This window comes from Paenibacillus sp. 3LSP (genome assembly GCF_032465655.1).
GTDB lineage: Bacteria > Bacillota > Bacilli > Paenibacillales > Paenibacillaceae > Fontibacillus > Fontibacillus barengoltzii.
Genome location: NZ_JAWDJI010000221.1, coordinates 1 through 13,206, shown reverse-complemented (window position 1 = coordinate 13,206; position 13,206 = coordinate 1). Strand labels below are relative to the sequence as shown.

The window sequence follows — 13,206 nt, the reverse complement described above, 5'->3', positions numbered from 1 at the left end:
TTCGATGTGAGTGAACCGATGCCTCTTTAGTAACATTTTAACTGAGTGATCGCGTATGATTGCATTTTAAAAATCACAATGCTATAATATTCCTGTAATTATCTTTACCTCTACACTCCCGTTTGCCGGAGACAAGAGTTGCCTGTATAGGCGATAAGTGCTGTACCTCCCCTACAAAGCTTTATAGCTGAGGATTAAAGTAGGATAAAGTCATTACCCCCCGAAATCTCCTGTGCTGAGAACAAGGGAAGAAGAGTACCGAAAGGCTCTGATAAAGGTTAAACCGCACCCGCATGTGTAATTTAAAGTATTGATAATGAATTAAAGCCGATTTTTGCATGGATTCGTCCGTGTAGAAATCGGCTTTTTTATTTTCAAAAAAATGAAAGGGTGATCGAAGCATGTTTAAACACTGGTTCAAAAAGGACAAACGTCAAGATTCATCAGTTTCACATTATAACCCGGTTCTTCCCAATGAGAGTGAGTGGACTAAGCTCAAGCTAATGTGGGAGAAATCCAGAAATAAGCATAGCCCTTTAGAGCAAAGTCTTATTCAGGAAGAAGCAGAAGCTTTTGAACGAGTAAGGGGGATGCTTGAGGAGGCTCTTTCGCTATTGGATGATGCCTGCATTGAATCAGAAGGAATGCTCAAGGTGAGGCTTCGACAAATCTGGACTGATCTGGATGAGCTTGTGAAGACCTATACGCTTGAATAATAAAAATGTGAATGAACGTTATTTCTCTCAAAGAGAAAGGACGTTTTTTTATTTTACCTTTCTGTGCGGGTATAAATAGCACAGGCGTCAATTGACGGTGGAGGTTTAAAAATGGATTTGTCGATTATGGAAAAGGTAGTAGTTCAAGGTGATCTTTCTTCATTGAAACCTGAGGAACGTTTGATCTACTACACGAAAGTTTGTGAGAGCGTTGGACTTAATCCCCTCACCAAGCCGTTTGATTATCTGCAACTGGATGGAAAGCTAGTGCTTTATGCTAAGCGCGATGCTACGGATCAGCTTCGTAAAATTCATAAGATCAGTATCACAATAACCAGCCGTGAACGCATTGGTGATGTTTACTGTGTGACAGCTCGTGGAACGACTCAAGACGGTCGTGCTGATGAATCCATAGGTGCTGTTTCCTTAATGAAAGAGGAGAAAATCTGGGACGAGATGCGTAGATGCAAAGTCCCTACAGGAAATATTCTCCCTTTGACAGCAGATGAACTTGCCAATGCCATTATGAAAGCAGAAACAAAAGCGAAGCGGCGGGTAACGCTGTCACTATCCGGCCTTGGAATGATGGACGAAAGTGAGATTGAAACCATTGAAGGTGCAGAACGGATTGAAGTGGGTGAGCTTGCTCAAACGAATAATCAAGTTCCGAAAAAGTTGTCTTCTGATAGCACTGCATCCAGTTCTGATCCTAAGACTACTGAAAGTAAAGGTAAGAAAAACAATTCGGGTGGAAAGCCTTCAAACTCGAATCCAAAGAACTCGGGAGAAGTATACAAGATGCTGGATATGGCAACAGGAACCTCTCCGGGCGGAGTAACATTCGCCAAGTTGAAAGTAGTCAATGTAGGGACGGGTGAAGAATCCATTGTGCTTGCCAATACAGCTGAAACGCTTGATCAGGTCAATGCGATTTCAAATAACATGCAATTTAAACTTGATTTTGAAATGAGCAATGGATTCAAAATTGTGAAATCGATTCAGTTAGTGGGTGAAGCTGCATGAGTCTGACAACCTTTACGGATGGGAAGGCACTAATCTGTGCGTTCCCATCCAGTAAGCAAAATGGCGTGTATCTCGTGAAAGTGGAGCCTCATTACAACGATTTGATTATTACGCATGACTGCCCTGCATGTCATTTCGGACACAAGCAATGCAAGCATGTTCAAATGGCTGCGGAAGTTTACGAGCGTTGGCAGTGGTGGGAACCTAAAAAGCAGATTCACACGGTTACGCGCAAAATTGTTCTTTCGTCGGAGTGGGAGCAGATACAACTTCCTCCCAGCCAAGAAGAACAATTAAGGGCAGTGATCGACCATGCTTCCTGACATTCTGGACGTTGCAGACCAGAACGGACTCATTATTAAGCCTTCCTCACAATCGAGGGAGGAAGTTCTCTGTAAATGTCCATTTTGCCATGAGGATTCTAAACCGGGAAAAAAGCGAAGATACTACCTTTCTCTTAACACCAAAGACCAGGTGTTCAAATGCTGGTTTTGTGGGGAGAGTGGGGGAGTGCTTCGCTTTATTTCTCTTTTGGAGGGAGTTCCGGAAGAACAGGTGCGGCAGAGATATCGTAAGCGGAAAATTGTGCATCCAGCTGAACGACTCAGCCGAAATCAACGAAAGTTATTGAGGCAACACACAGGAGGCAAAGAGCCTAATTGGAAGCTGATGAGAGAAAGAGATTTTGCCTATTACATGCGCTCTATGGATCTTCTTTGGGAGCAGTGGAATGAGTTTCTGGAAACAGAACGGCAAGGTGCTTATCTCTGGCTGATCATCGGGATAAAGAACTTTAAATATCAAAAGTACATTGAGCGTATCCGACAACGCGAGAAAGAAATTGAAGCTCCCTTATTGGACGATGTGCTCCAAATTTATTCTTGTTCAGTACGTCCTAAGTGGACGGAAGACGCGGAAAGATTTGTTTGCAATTTTAAATCTGTAAGTCCTGAACCTGAAAGGGCAGGCGTGAAGACGGAGGATAAAAAATGAGCTTGAACCAAGCAGTATTAATTGGAAGACTGACAAAGGACCCTGAGTTACGTTATACACCTTCTGGTGTAGCAGTGGCACAATTCACATTGGCTGTAGATCGTCCCTTTACGAATCAAAATGGAGAACGAGAAGCGGACTTCATTCCTATTGTGGTCTGGAAGGCAGTCGCTGAAAATGTAGCTAACTATGTGAAGAAAGGCCACCAGGTTGCAGTTACAGGACGAATTCAGGTTCGCAACTATGAGAACAATGAAGGGCGCCGTGTATATGTAACGGAGGTAGTTGGACAGTATGTTCAATTCCTTACTAACACATCTAACGGGACTTCTCAAACCGGCGATCGTCAAAATTCGACAAATAATAAAGGGACCAATTCAGCCGGAGATGGATGGAACATCTCTGATGACGATTTGCCATTCTAATGCTGTACTCTTATTCCCGGCTCTCGCTTTATGAAACTTGCCCTTATCGATTTTACCAAAAGTACATTTTAGGTAAAAAAGAGCCAGTTACTAAACCACTAGCTCTTGGAAAAGCAGTTCATAAAGCGATTGAGCTAAAGATCAATGGAGTATCTGAGCATGAAGCCATTATAGAGGCAATTATTGAATCAGATTTTCATCCCGAAGTGACTTATGAAGAGATTGCTTCATTGGTGCAGCGTGCTCCGGAAGTCAGGGGACAAACGGAAGTTCATTTTGTACTTCCACTTGGAGACGGTATTCAACTTCAAGGCTACATTGATCTTCTGGAAGAGGAACGATTTTGGGATTGGAAATCGAATTGGCGGCCGTACCGAGCAAATGATACAAGGCAGCTTGCATTATATGCTTGGGCAATTATGAAAATGAGAGGACTCCGGCAAGTCATGGGGACATTGTACTTTCTACGCTTCAGGAAAGCAGAATCGTTTGTATATAACGAGTCTGATGCCAATGAAGCTAGAGAATGGGCGCGTGGTTTGGCGGAAGAAATTGAAATGAAGAAGTCTTGTCTGGAATCATTCCCGGATATGGCTTCTTCTTTGTTTCCGCCTACTCCAGGCAGCCAATGTAAGCATTGTCCGTTTGTGCTGGAGTGTTATCAAAATTCGAAAAATTAAGTTGAGAGGATGAGATAAATGAGTCATTTTACAGTTGCGGTGATTACAGAGTCGTTGGATAAAGTTGAGGATTTGTTGGCTCCTTATCAAGAAAACAACATGGGAGATTGTCCAAAAGAGTATCTGGAGTTCCATGATGTTGAAGAAGAGTACCGCAAGATTTATGAAAATGAGTCTTTAGAACGAATTCAATTGGAAGACGGGCGTATCGTATCGCCATATGATAAGGTATTCAGAAAAGTAACTCCAAGTGGCAGTGTAATCGGATATGAAGTGCCGGGTCACTTAAAACGAGTTCAGATTCGATATACGGAAGTGTATCCTTCTTTTGATGATTTCATGGTCGAATACGTAGGGTACACATCACGTGATGAAGAAACAGGAAAGTACGGCTACTGGGAGAATCCTAATGCTAAATGGGACTGGTATTCCATTGGTGGCAGATGGTCAGGTTCGCTTTTGCTGAAGTCAGGAAAACGGGCTGATGCTGCTCGGATCAAGGACATTTTCTTTATTGAGCAAACCGAGCATAAAGGTATGACGGTTGAGATTGAAGGGTACCAAGTACCCGCAGCTCTTGCACCAGATATTCAAATCATGGCGGCCGAGGCGACTGAGGCTTGGGAAGAGATGATGGCCGGAAGAAGCCTTTACCGTCCAGAATACGTCCTCGAAAGATACGGAGATAAGCAATCTTATATTCGTGAAGTGCTGAGCTTTTCTACCTATGCGGTGATTACACCGAATGGTGAGTGGCATGCTAAAGGGGATATGGGCTGGTTTGGTATGGGTTCCGAATCCTCAGAAGAAGCCCGGAATTTCAATAGATCGTACTATGAAACGTTTATCAAAACCTCTAATCCTGACCACTATCTGGTCGTTGTGGATTGCCATATCTAAAATATCTGATCATTGATGTTCCCCTTCCGTTTGGTTACAATAAGAGCAAAGACTGAATGGAAGGAGGATCGTCATGAACAAGGAGGAAAAGCAAGAAGTGAAGAATACGGACAATGTTGCTAAGAAAACGGATTTTATTCCAAAGGATGTCACTGTTTTAGGTCCGGGTTACGAGTGGTGGTTTGAAAATACCGAGGACGATGTTTATGACGAGAAGTATCGGGATTAGGTATTGTCGTGGAGATATTTGGGTGGCCAAGTTTTCGTACTATGAAGATCCAACTCAATATAAAATGAGACCGGTCGTCATCATTTCAAACGATGAGCTGAATGAATCGGATGATGTAATCATTTTAGCTCCAATCACCAGTGCGCGGCCGCGAAATGATTACGATGTTATTATAAATTACTGGAGAGATGCTGGTTTAGATCGCGCCTCGTGTATACGTGCATCTAAGCTAACTTCTCTCCATAAGGCATTCTTAAAAGTGAAGATAGGGACATTGCAATGCACTGATTTAAAAAGTGTATTGGATGTATCAAGGTTGATATTTAATTGACCTCCCGGATTTTAAAGACGAATGATTCCCTCCTGGGATTTGTTCGTCTTTTTCTTTTATTGAGCGGACAAAAAATGAGGAGAGTGTTGTATATGACAACTGCATTAATTGAACAGTTGACCGAAGAAAAGGCGATTGAACTGGCTTTGGAAATTGAACGTACTGAAGCGGCGTTGAAGCAAATGAAAGTGAACTTGAAGGCTTATGTGGATGATAATGGCCCACTGCAAGCTGGAGATAAATTGTGGGGATACAGTGTTTCGACTTCTTGGCAATTTGGAGCCGATGGTTTAAAGGAATTAGCCGTGGCGATTACAGCAGAGGGAAAGAATGCTTGGGAGTTCCTGAGTCTTCCGGCTACTTCCATTAAGAAGCTCGGTTGGGAAGAAGCTGCGTTGTCTCAATATGGCACGCTGAAAGAAACGAAGCGTTTCGATTCGAGAAAAGTCTAATTGCATCTTTAGTTCTCAGAGTAAATTATGGTTCGAGATAGTTATAAATAATTTCGCCTCTCGCCCGGCGTTAAACGGCGGTGTTTATTTCCGACACCGCCGTAAGGCGGCTCGGGGTAAACGGGAAGGAGTAAAAATGAAAGATTTTATGGTGATGGAATCTCAGTTAAATGCTTTGCCACCTAGAAGACGCAAACAGGCTGAGAAGTTGCTTGAACTGATTCGAAAAGTAATGGAGGGGGAGAAAGATCACTATATCCATACACCAGCCGATGTTTTTCAGGCTGTGGCTACCGATTTAGTTGGATTAGATAAGGAGCACTTTATGATCCTTATTTTAAATACAAAGAACCGAATTTTGTCTAAAGAGGTTATCTCTATCGGTACATTGAATTCGGCGATCGTGCATCCTCGTGAAGTCTTTAAACCTGCAATCATTAAAGGAGCTGCATCCATTATTTGTGTGCATAATCACCCTTCAGGTGATCCTGCTCCTAGTTCTGAAGATAAGAAATTGACTGAAAGACTAATACAATCCGGTGAAATAATTGGCATCGATGTCCTGGATCATGTTGTTATCGGAACGGAAGGATATGTTTCTTTAAAGGAGCAGGGTATGATATGACAGCCAAGGATCGCTTTTTAAATGAGCTTTTGAAGCGGAACGGTAAGGAACGGTGGGTAGCTGCATTGTTACTTGCTGCCCCTCCTGAAGTTTTGAGTACAGTTACGTTGAGAACTTTGCGCAAGGAAGGAAAGGTGAGTATGAATGCTTCTAATAGCTAATGAAACTCCGGGAGAAGGTGTTTGGCATAGTGATTACTATCTGCAGAGTTTCTGCTCATGCCAATCCAGTTGACGCAGCCCAGCGAATCGCTAATGTAATTCTCAAGTGTGGCGTGATCGAACTGCAAGCCGTAGGAGATAACGCCATCAGTAAGGCTGTGAAAGCTGTAGCTATTGCTCAGAAATCAATTGTGCATAATGTGGACATGGTCTGTACCCCTTCTTTTATGGTTGCAGATTCGAAGGGGGAGAAAGTCGCCGGAATGAAAATAGTCGTAGAGAATAGATAATTCAATAAAAGAAGCAGTTCTCTAAATTCCTAGGGAGCTGTTTCTTTTCATTTAAATGAGAGGGGAATGGAGAATGAACAGCAGTATTGTTTCATATCGTAACCGGGGTCCATACGGAAACAGCAAATATCGAGGAAACTGCTCAGGATATTTAATCGCCGATTTGTTGGATTATTACCAGCCAAAGCGCTTTGTTGAAGTTTTCGCCGGTGGTGGTACAGGAGCGGATGTGGCTAAATCTAAAGGTATCCGCTCAATTCACTTGGATTTGAATCCTCAATTCGGTGGATGGAATGCACTAACGGACGATATTCCTACTGGAGCCGACCTCATCTTTTCACATCCACCTTATCATTCGATGGTTGTATACTCCGGAAATATGTGGGGCAAACCTCATCCGGATGACCTATCCCGGTGCAAAAGCTACGAAGAATTCATTCAGAAGCTAAACATTGTAAATTCAAAGATTTTTAATTCGCTTTTGAATGGTGGAAGACATGCTCTTCTAATTGGGGATATGAGGAAAAACGGAAAATACTACTCCATTATCAAGGATATGAACTGGTACGGTGATTTGGAGGCACATGTAATCAAGGAACAGCATCAGGTAACCAGTGGGAGAAAGTCATATGCCGGATCGCAGTTTATTCCTATTCTCCATGAGCATCTGCTCATTTTTCGCAAAAGTGAAATTTGGGCTATACCAATAACGTTAACTAAGCGAGTAACGAAAAACTTGTTAAATAGCAAGATGGCGACTTGGAGGGATTTGGTTCAGGCGGCTCTAGAAAGTTTGGGCGGTAAGGCGATGCTTTCTGAAATTTATGAGAAGCTTGAAGCGTCAGATCGTAGTAAACAGAATCCTCATTGGAAGGAAAAAATTCGCCAAGTTCTTCAAATGTATGACTCATTTGCTTCGACAAAGCGAGGGGAATGGTCGCTGATTTAATGATATCAGCATACCAGCATGTACCGAACATACGATGTTATTCGTCTGTGATAATGTCATGGTGTAACTGTTCCGAGATAATGTCACTATGAGACAGGAGATATTGACATTGACACAGGCAGAAATGAAAAAGGTTTTAGTGGTGGAGAAGATTCTGGATGGACGGATGACGAATGTGGAGGGGGCTACAGTACTCGGACTAGGCGTTCGGCAAATGATTCGGCATCGACCACGTGAACGCAAACCACAAGCGGGGATGCTGTGGCAGATTGACGCGACGCCGTATGCCTGGCTGGAGGATCGGGCGCCGTCTCCTACCCTTCACGCTGCCATCGACGATGCAACCGGCACGGTCGTAGGCGCTGTGTTCCGTCCATCCGAATGTCGCGAGGGCTACTCGCTGGTCATGCAACAAGGTATTCGCAAGTACGGCAGACCGCTCGGGCTGTACAGTGATCGTCATACGATCTTCCGCTCGCTCAATGAAAAGCTCACCGTCGAGCAAGAATTGGCTGGCGAAACCAAGCCGCTCTCCCACTTTGGTAAAGCGATGGCTGATCTACATATCGAGCATATCAAGGCCATCACACCGCAGGCGAAAGACCTCAACCTTGATCATGTGTTCACGATTCGCGAGTACCGAAAGTTAGGACACGGGAATACTCTCTCATACAACGAAATAATCTATACGTTTGCTAAACCCTGTAGCTTCCGGTTTGAAGCTAGAACAACAGTAGAGGTGCGTGAAACGCTCTCTGGAGAAGTGCTCGTTTGGCACAAAGGTCAGGCGATTCCGTTGAAAGAAACGGAAAAGCCGGTACGCAAACCCACGACCAAAACAAAAAAAGGCGGAGTCTGCGCAACCACGCAAACCCGCCGCCAACCACCCTTGGAGGTTGGCATGGAATAGAAAACAACAACAGGAAAACACAAAAACAACAGCCGTCCAAGTCACTTGAACGGGCGGCTACCAAAATTTACGAAGTGACATTTTTTCTGACGAGTTATGGTGACATTTTCACAGACGCTTGACAGTCGGCATCACCTTATTCGATGGGAGTCAACCACTTTCCGGTTTTGTCGATCACCCCCTTCTTACCGTCAAATTTCTGCACCGCCGCTATACCATTGCAGAAGTAACCCGCGTTGGCATATTTGAGTGGACTGACCTCATTTCCTTGTCGGTCGATGAAACCGTAAGCTAAGGGGAGGGTGGCTGATCTGACCAAGGCACGATCATTATGGAAAGCTCCAACCGATTGATACCACCTTGAGAAGGGAACGACGAAATTACCGGCTTGATAGAGGATACCAACGTTGCCGAGTCGATCTTCGGCTTTGATCAACCCTTCACCCATTGGGATGAAGTATTGGCACTCGCAGGGAATGATCTCATTACCTTGGTCATCGATCAGTCCGTAGAAGTCCTGACCGAAGCTGTACTCGTTGATTTGGAGTTGTCTGATGACCGTAATGCCTGGCTTGAACTTGGTGGACGAGTGGACGGGATACTTGGGATGGTTCATAGGAATTTTCCTCCTTCGAGTTAGGGATCTATAGATCGACGCTGACTGCAATATTCAAGCAAGGTGGCTTGACGTACATCCCCCACATTTCAGGTAGGGGAGGAAGTATATTAAAGGAAAATGCCTTGGCTACATCAAACTCTGCCATCGTCCAAGGCTTGACGTTTGCAAGAGCTTTTACGTAGTCTTTAAATCCATATCGAATCGAATTCTTGACTTCATAGGCTGCTGAGATGCTAGTTCCTTCATCAAGGAAAACTACAGGGATGTATAGGTGACTCGCAAGACCCTCGAAGAAGTCCTTTCCAATACCCCCTTCAGCGTGATAATTCAACCATGACTCAAAATACGAGTTGCGTCCGACCTTTACCATTAGGCAAAAGAGATATACATCATTGAGGGCAAAAGCGGCGACTCGAATAGTGATCTGTGGGTTCGAACCGAAGCTGCCGTGCATGCTGCTGTCGGTCTTGATGAACAGGGCTGGTCTCCAGTTGATACCTCCATCAGTCGATACCAAGTCCAGAGCCATTGAGCCGGGTGGGACATACTCGAAGTGGTCAATAATGTTAGATCCTTCGCCGTTCGTTACCTGAATCTTTAGCATTGTTATTACCTTCAAGTAGATGATTGATGAATCTACTCAAATATCTATACCTCTTAAAATAAGTCCGAAAGGAGAAGCCGCTCCCACAAAACAATGAAAACCCCAAGAATGAGAAAAGATGATGCCAATTATTGGACACCATCTTCATTGTTTACTATCAACTATTCAGCGTTAAACTCTTTGTCGACCACTCTTGCCTTGATGAACTGATATCTGGATAAACTAAAGAATTCATTTACCCATTCTTTGAAACTGTCCAGATCACTAAATGACTTTTGTTGACTTCCATTCTCTCCGGTGAAGATAACCTTCTTACCATTCTTGAGTTGTTCTAATGAGCTTCTGATAAAGGATCTGATTTCATTAAGAGCAACTTCCGTATCATTTACCTGATAGCTCCTTGTATCAAAACCATCCTCTATCATTTCTTCCTGACAAATAGCTGCATTGTCGCAGAAACTGTTAAAATCAACAGTTACATCCCCGTTAATAATTTGATATCGCATTATCAAAGCTGCCATGAGCTTCACCCCTTGTGGTTACTCCAGTCTATGAAACAGACCAATTAATAAAACCAAATCTTCTATTTCGACAAATGCTATATGCATCTTCCATATTACTTGGTACGCTTTGGATGGACAAGTGAGATGAGTGGGTAGATCGAGCACATACATTGCTGGAACCCCACAAGTGAGCAATATGCAAATAGAAAAATCACACCATATTAAGTGTGATTTCAGATACTTGTCTGCTATTTGACATTAGTCGACATTTTCGTAGCCGCTTCCCTCACATGCAGGACACATTGATACTCCTGATCCACCGCAAGCATAACAGTCATCGTTTGCGCCTTTACGTCCAAGTCCTCCGGTGCAATCACACTCTACTTTGCCCTTGCCTCCGCAATACCCACATTTTTCTTTTGCCACTGTCCACTCTCTCCTTTTCAAAGATTACCTTTAAAGCAACCCTCTTCTTTGAGCTTCTTCAATTGCAATGTTTTTAGCAAAATCACTTTGAGCGTTTCTTGTCGCATGTAAAAGTTGAGCATCCGTTAGGCTCCGTGCCTTCGATCTATATGTCCGTTCCATTTCTTCCTGTTTCTGCACAAGGTAGTCGCCAGTAGCCTTAGCAAATTTTCCTGCTTTTTCCCAAAAGCCCATATTAATACCTCTTTACACGTGATTTAAACTACTTTTCTTTCCTTACGCCTTTAAAGGGCTTGTTATCTGAAGTCTTAGCATCTAAAAACCTACCTGTCTCTGAGTCCCTTTTTACCCAAGTGTCGTTTTTAGGATTGTACGTTTGCGACCGTCCTTTAACTGCTCCAATTCGATGGTCGTCACCAGTATTCTTCGCCAAATCCATTGCCATCCCACGTCAAATGTCCTAGACCAATTTTACTACAATTATCCAAATCTATCAATCGGTTCGGTCTAACATGCGAGTGGCTCTCCTGTCATATTTGTTTAACTTTCGTATCCATTAGTAATCTTACTCACCAACCATGCCGTCACCATCACGATCATCCATATATTTGTATAACCAGTGGTCACTCGTTATAGGCATCTTGAAGCCTGCCGCTTTTGCTTCTTTAATCGTTACTTTTCCATTTCCATTTGTATCAACCTTTGAAAGATCACCCTCTGTGTTTGTACTGTTCGGCTTAGAAGTATCACTGCCTGTCAAACCAAGTGATGCGTTTACCTCGTCAGGGTTAACCTTATCAAATTTATCGACTATCACGTTACCTTTTAACGTATAAGTATACTGATAACTTGAAGGAATCTGCGTATCTGTATTCGGGTAGGTGATAATCGCTTCAAAGTTCGTAGCTCCACCTGCTTTGCGTATCGCATCTTCCATATAAGCTTGATCACCATGTCGGTTGAGCGTACTATCTTGTGGAGTAATGTTATAAGCATTCGATACCCCTCCAAGAGAATCGGCAATGACATGTCCTTCATCTAATACATGGACCTCTGTCAATAGATTGGACAGCCAGAATCGAGAAAATTACGCAATTTTACCGTACATTTGTTCGTATTGAAAAGGTGTAAGATACCCGATAGCGGAATGTACGCGTTTCCGGTTGTAGAAAAACTCGATGTATTCAAAAATCCGACTTTGGGCTTCCTTGCGGGTTCTGAACTTCTCCAGATAGACGAGTTCCTTTTTTGAGCACGCTGTGGAACGATTCGATGCAGGCATTGTCATAGCAGTTGCCCTTGCGGCTCATGCTGCATTTCATCCCGTATTTCAAGAGCCGTTTTTGGTACTCATGAGATGCGTATTGGCTGCCGCGATCGGAATGATGCAGGACTTCGCCTTTCGGCCGTTGACGGTTGTAAGCCTGATCCAGAGCTTGCAGGACCAATTCCTTGGTCATTCGCTCATCGGCGTGCCAGCCTACGATTTTGCGCGTGTACAAGTCCATCACGCTCGCGACATAGAGCCATCCCTCGTCTGTCGGAACGTAAGTGATGTCCGCCATCCAGACTTGATTGGGAGCTTGTGCCCTGAACTGCTGGTTCAGCACATTGTCATGCACTGGCAGATTGTGGTTCGAGTTCGTCGTCGCCTTGTATTTCTTGACGGTGCGCGACTTAAGCCCCAGTTCCTTCATGATGCGGGCGACCGTTTTTTCGGGTACCCGAACACCTTGCTGGCGGCAAGACTTGAGCGATCTTCGGGCTGCCGTACAGGCGACGCGAGTCCACAAAGATACGGCTAATCTGTTGTTCCAGTTCTCGGCGACGTTTCTTTTGCTCGCTTTCCTGGCGCCTGGTCCATTGATAATAACCACTCCGGGATACGTTCAAAACCTTGCACATCTCCGATACCGGATACTTGGAGCGGTGTTTGTGGATAAACGCAAAGATCAGTTCCGGTCTTTTGCGAAGATGTGCATCGCCTTTTTTAAAATTTCGTTCTCCATCTCGAGTTGGCGGATTCGTTTCTGCATTTCGAGAAGGGTTTTTTCCTCGATTTTCAGGTTGCCGCTGCCGCGAAACGCATTGACCGGATCCTGTTTGAATTCGTTGATCCAGCGGTACAGAGTATTGTCGGATACGCCCAATTCTCGGGCGACCTGCGCCACCGGCTTCCCCTGTTCCTGAATCATTTTTACGGTTTGGATTTTAAACTCTTTGTCATATTTCTGACTCATCTTCGGACACCTCGATTTTGCTAGGTTTATTGTCGCATTCTCGATTCTCGGTGTCCACTATTTAGTCTAGCATCAGCAGTCCTGATTTCCATGTAAAATTTTGCTTATCATTATTCTAACTGCGCCACTC

At 44.0% G+C, this 13,206-nt stretch carries 22 protein-coding genes and 2 pseudogenes; 15 read left to right on the top strand and 9 right to left on the bottom strand.

What is annotated here, in order from left to right:
• The first annotated feature begins 401 nt into the window (after window positions 1–401).
• The 15 genes and pseudogenes from RW092_RS19320 to RW092_RS19255 all read left to right on the top strand — a co-directional run bounded on the left by RW092_RS19320 (window position 402) and on the right by RW092_RS19255 (window position 8,733).
• Window positions 402–716 (top strand): hypothetical protein, encoded by a 315-nt coding sequence (locus RW092_RS19320; protein ID WP_036715201.1) that lies wholly within the window; start codon window positions 402–404, stop codon window positions 714–716.
• Window positions 717–827: 111 nt separating this feature from the next.
• On the top strand, window positions 828–1,739 hold the full coding sequence (locus RW092_RS19315) for a hypothetical protein (protein WP_316011005.1): 912 nt from the start codon (window positions 828–830) through the stop codon (window positions 1,737–1,739).
• Window positions 1,736–2,062, top strand: a complete 327-nt coding sequence (locus RW092_RS19310; protein ID WP_020816499.1) for a hypothetical protein — start codon at window positions 1,736–1,738, stop codon at window positions 2,060–2,062. The genes RW092_RS19315 and RW092_RS19310 overlap by 4 nt, the downstream gene beginning before the upstream one ends.
• A gap of 187 nt (window positions 2,063–2,249) precedes the next feature.
• Window positions 2,250–2,732, top strand: coding sequence for a hypothetical protein (locus tag RW092_RS19305; protein ID WP_232282350.1), 483 nt, complete (start codon window positions 2,250–2,252; stop codon window positions 2,730–2,732).
• Entirely contained in the window at window positions 2,729–3,157 is a 429-nt protein-coding gene (gene ssb, locus RW092_RS19300) for a single-stranded DNA-binding protein (RefSeq protein ID WP_316011004.1), read from the top strand. Before RW092_RS19305 ends, ssb begins: the two co-directional genes overlap by 4 nt.
• Entirely contained in the window at window positions 3,157–3,837 is a 681-nt protein-coding gene (locus RW092_RS19295; protein WP_009226413.1) for a RecB family exonuclease, read from the top strand. The genes ssb and RW092_RS19295 overlap by 1 nt, the downstream gene beginning before the upstream one ends.
• A gap of 18 nt (window positions 3,838–3,855) precedes the next feature.
• Window positions 3,856–4,737, top strand: a complete 882-nt coding sequence (locus RW092_RS19290; protein WP_316011003.1) for a hypothetical protein — start codon at window positions 3,856–3,858, stop codon at window positions 4,735–4,737.
• A 73-nt stretch (window positions 4,738–4,810) separates the two neighbouring features.
• Window positions 4,811–4,966: a hypothetical protein gene (locus tag RW092_RS19285; RefSeq protein WP_156124741.1), complete on the top strand. Its 156-nt coding sequence runs from the start codon at window positions 4,811–4,813 to the stop codon at window positions 4,964–4,966.
• Window positions 4,938–5,297, top strand: a complete 360-nt coding sequence (locus tag RW092_RS23875; RefSeq protein WP_081992807.1) for a type II toxin-antitoxin system PemK/MazF family toxin — start codon at window positions 4,938–4,940, stop codon at window positions 5,295–5,297. Before RW092_RS19285 ends, RW092_RS23875 begins: the two co-directional genes overlap by 29 nt.
• A gap of 92 nt (window positions 5,298–5,389) precedes the next feature.
• Window positions 5,390–5,749 carry a hypothetical protein gene (locus RW092_RS19280; protein ID WP_036715194.1) on the top strand — a complete coding sequence of 120 codons (360 nt, stop codon included), beginning with the start codon at window positions 5,390–5,392 and terminating at the stop codon, window positions 5,747–5,749.
• A gap of 136 nt (window positions 5,750–5,885) precedes the next feature.
• The gene (locus RW092_RS19275; RefSeq protein WP_316011002.1) at window positions 5,886–6,374 is read left to right on the top strand and encodes a JAB domain-containing protein; all 489 of its coding nucleotides are present in this window, start codon (window positions 5,886–5,888) and stop codon (window positions 6,372–6,374) included.
• Entirely contained in the window at window positions 6,371–6,535 is a 165-nt protein-coding gene (locus RW092_RS19270; RefSeq protein ID WP_186333000.1) for a hypothetical protein, read from the top strand. Before RW092_RS19275 ends, RW092_RS19270 begins: the two co-directional genes overlap by 4 nt.
• Window positions 6,535–6,825 (top strand): stage V sporulation protein S, encoded by a 291-nt coding sequence (locus RW092_RS19265; RefSeq protein ID WP_144873002.1) that lies wholly within the window; start codon window positions 6,535–6,537, stop codon window positions 6,823–6,825. Before RW092_RS19270 ends, RW092_RS19265 begins: the two co-directional genes overlap by 1 nt.
• Window positions 6,826–6,898: 73 nt before the next feature.
• Window positions 6,899–7,774: a hypothetical protein gene (locus RW092_RS19260; RefSeq protein ID WP_144872999.1), complete on the top strand. Its 876-nt coding sequence runs from the start codon at window positions 6,899–6,901 to the stop codon at window positions 7,772–7,774.
• Between the two features lie 109 nt (window positions 7,775–7,883).
• Window positions 7,884–8,733 (top strand): annotated as a pseudogene (locus RW092_RS19255) (transposase family protein).
• Between the two features lie 87 nt (window positions 8,734–8,820).
• Here RW092_RS19255 and RW092_RS19250 read toward each other — a convergent pair.
• From RW092_RS19250 to RW092_RS19210, 9 genes and pseudogenes are all read right to left on the bottom strand, one after another.
• Window positions 8,821–9,300 carry a WG repeat-containing protein gene (locus RW092_RS19250; protein ID WP_316011000.1) on the bottom strand — a complete coding sequence of 160 codons (480 nt, stop codon included), beginning with the start codon at window positions 9,298–9,300 and terminating at the stop codon, window positions 8,821–8,823.
• A 28-nt stretch (window positions 9,301–9,328) separates the two neighbouring features.
• Window positions 9,329–9,907 carry a hypothetical protein gene (locus RW092_RS19245; protein ID WP_270406080.1) on the bottom strand — a complete coding sequence of 193 codons (579 nt, stop codon included), beginning with the start codon at window positions 9,905–9,907 and terminating at the stop codon, window positions 9,329–9,331.
• 161 nt (window positions 9,908–10,068) lie between these two features.
• The gene (locus RW092_RS19240; RefSeq protein WP_144872989.1) at window positions 10,069–10,428 is read right to left on the bottom strand and encodes a hypothetical protein; all 360 of its coding nucleotides are present in this window, start codon (window positions 10,426–10,428) and stop codon (window positions 10,069–10,071) included.
• Between the two features lie 230 nt (window positions 10,429–10,658).
• Window positions 10,659–10,787: a hypothetical protein gene (locus RW092_RS19235; RefSeq protein WP_316010999.1), complete on the bottom strand. Its 129-nt coding sequence runs from the start codon at window positions 10,785–10,787 to the stop codon at window positions 10,659–10,661.
• A gap of 79 nt (window positions 10,788–10,866) precedes the next feature.
• Complete coding sequence (locus tag RW092_RS19230; protein WP_144872986.1) at window positions 10,867–11,070, bottom strand: hypothetical protein; 204 nt, start codon at window positions 11,068–11,070, stop codon at window positions 10,867–10,869.
• 331 nt (window positions 11,071–11,401) lie between these two features.
• Window positions 11,402–11,890 (bottom strand): annotated as a pseudogene (locus tag RW092_RS19225) (DNA/RNA non-specific endonuclease); the annotation flags it as partial.
• A 33-nt stretch (window positions 11,891–11,923) separates the two neighbouring features.
• The gene (locus RW092_RS19220; RefSeq protein WP_316011006.1) at window positions 11,924–12,067 is read right to left on the bottom strand and encodes an IS3 family transposase; all 144 of its coding nucleotides are present in this window, start codon (window positions 12,065–12,067) and stop codon (window positions 11,924–11,926) included.
• Window positions 12,021–12,713 carry an IS3 family transposase gene (locus RW092_RS19215; protein ID WP_316010998.1) on the bottom strand — a complete coding sequence of 231 codons (693 nt, stop codon included), beginning with the start codon at window positions 12,711–12,713 and terminating at the stop codon, window positions 12,021–12,023. Before RW092_RS19215 ends, RW092_RS19220 begins: the two co-directional genes overlap by 47 nt.
• Before the next feature lie 75 nt (window positions 12,714–12,788).
• Window positions 12,789–13,076, bottom strand: a complete 288-nt coding sequence (locus tag RW092_RS19210) for a transposase (RefSeq protein ID WP_010278079.1) — start codon at window positions 13,074–13,076, stop codon at window positions 12,789–12,791.
• Window positions 13,077–13,206: the final 130 nt, after the last annotated feature.

Excerpts from the sequence above, each read along its gene's own strand:
- RW092_RS19320 (WP_036715201.1), top strand. The coding sequence starts at position 402 with ATGTTTAAACACTGGTTCAAAAAGGACAAACGTCAAGATTCATCAGTT.
- RW092_RS19315 (WP_316011005.1), top strand. The coding sequence starts at position 828 with ATGGATTTGTCGATTATGGAAAAGGTAGTAGTTCAAGGTGATCTTTCT.
- RW092_RS19310 (WP_020816499.1), top strand. The coding sequence starts at position 1,736 with ATGAGTCTGACAACCTTTACGGATGGGAAGGCACTAATCTGTGCGTTC.
- ssb (WP_316011004.1), top strand. The coding sequence starts at position 2,729 with ATGAGCTTGAACCAAGCAGTATTAATTGGAAGACTGACAAAGGACCCT.
- RW092_RS19295 (WP_009226413.1), top strand. The coding sequence starts at position 3,157 with ATGCTGTACTCTTATTCCCGGCTCTCGCTTTATGAAACTTGCCCTTAT.
- RW092_RS19290 (WP_316011003.1), top strand. The coding sequence starts at position 3,856 with ATGAGTCATTTTACAGTTGCGGTGATTACAGAGTCGTTGGATAAAGTT.
- RW092_RS19285 (WP_156124741.1), top strand. The coding sequence starts at position 4,811 with ATGAACAAGGAGGAAAAGCAAGAAGTGAAGAATACGGACAATGTTGCT.
- RW092_RS23875 (WP_081992807.1), top strand. The coding sequence starts at position 4,938 with ATGTTTATGACGAGAAGTATCGGGATTAGGTATTGTCGTGGAGATATT.
- RW092_RS19280 (WP_036715194.1), top strand. The coding sequence starts at position 5,390 with ATGACAACTGCATTAATTGAACAGTTGACCGAAGAAAAGGCGATTGAA.
- RW092_RS19275 (WP_316011002.1), top strand. The coding sequence starts at position 5,886 with ATGAAAGATTTTATGGTGATGGAATCTCAGTTAAATGCTTTGCCACCT.
- RW092_RS19270 (WP_186333000.1), top strand. The coding sequence starts at position 6,371 with ATGACAGCCAAGGATCGCTTTTTAAATGAGCTTTTGAAGCGGAACGGT.
- RW092_RS19265 (WP_144873002.1), top strand. The coding sequence starts at position 6,535 with ATGAAACTCCGGGAGAAGGTGTTTGGCATAGTGATTACTATCTGCAGA.
- RW092_RS19260 (WP_144872999.1), top strand. The coding sequence starts at position 6,899 with ATGAACAGCAGTATTGTTTCATATCGTAACCGGGGTCCATACGGAAAC.
- RW092_RS19250 (WP_316011000.1), bottom strand. The coding sequence starts at position 9,300 with ATGAACCATCCCAAGTATCCCGTCCACTCGTCCACCAAGTTCAAGCCA.
- RW092_RS19245 (WP_270406080.1), bottom strand. The coding sequence starts at position 9,907 with ATGCTAAAGATTCAGGTAACGAACGGCGAAGGATCTAACATTATTGAC.
- RW092_RS19240 (WP_144872989.1), bottom strand. The coding sequence starts at position 10,428 with ATGGCAGCTTTGATAATGCGATATCAAATTATTAACGGGGATGTAACT.
- RW092_RS19230 (WP_144872986.1), bottom strand. The coding sequence starts at position 11,070 with ATGGGCTTTTGGGAAAAAGCAGGAAAATTTGCTAAGGCTACTGGCGAC.
- RW092_RS19210 (WP_010278079.1), bottom strand. The coding sequence starts at position 13,076 with ATGAGTCAGAAATATGACAAAGAGTTTAAAATCCAAACCGTAAAAATG.